The sequence below is a fragment of the Serratia sp. 506_PEND genome (assembly GCF_001076875.1).
Taxonomy (GTDB): Bacteria; Pseudomonadota; Gammaproteobacteria; order Enterobacterales; family Enterobacteriaceae; genus Serratia; species Serratia marcescens.
The window spans coordinates 1-403 of sequence record NZ_JVEL01000089.1; the positions used below are offsets into that span (position 1 = coordinate 1).

Consider the following 403-nt stretch of genomic DNA (forward strand, 5'->3'; position numbering starts at 1 on the left):
CGTTTATTGCGTAAAAAGTGTTTTATCCTGAAAGCTGAGCAAGAAGTTGCGCAGATTTTGCATTTGTTCTTTTTGCGGTGTTTTTATGTTCGATTTTGCAAATATTTTTGTGACGTAAATCACACGCGAAACTATTGCGTCGTGGTTCCAGTGATTAAAAAAAAACAACCACACTGCCATCATCCGACGGGCACAACATCCAGTCAGCGAGCCACCTCGTTTTGACCCTGAGCAATACGCAGGCTCCACTCCCGGGCCAGCTTCTGGGCGGCTTTAATTTCATCGGGCTCTAACAGTGCCTCCAGCGCATTCAGTGCATCCACAGCATCTTTGGCGTTTTCAGTTGCGGCCAGGGAGTACCAGGCATAAGCCTGAATGCGGTTGCGCGGCAGCCCCAGTCCGT

1 pseudogene is annotated in these 403 nt (G+C 49.1%); it reads right to left on the reverse strand.

Going from position 1 to position 403, the window contains the following annotated elements:
* Positions 1-203: 203 nt before the first annotated feature.
* Positions 204-403 (reverse strand): annotated as a pseudogene (locus tag ADK28_RS32020) (hypothetical protein); the annotation flags it as partial.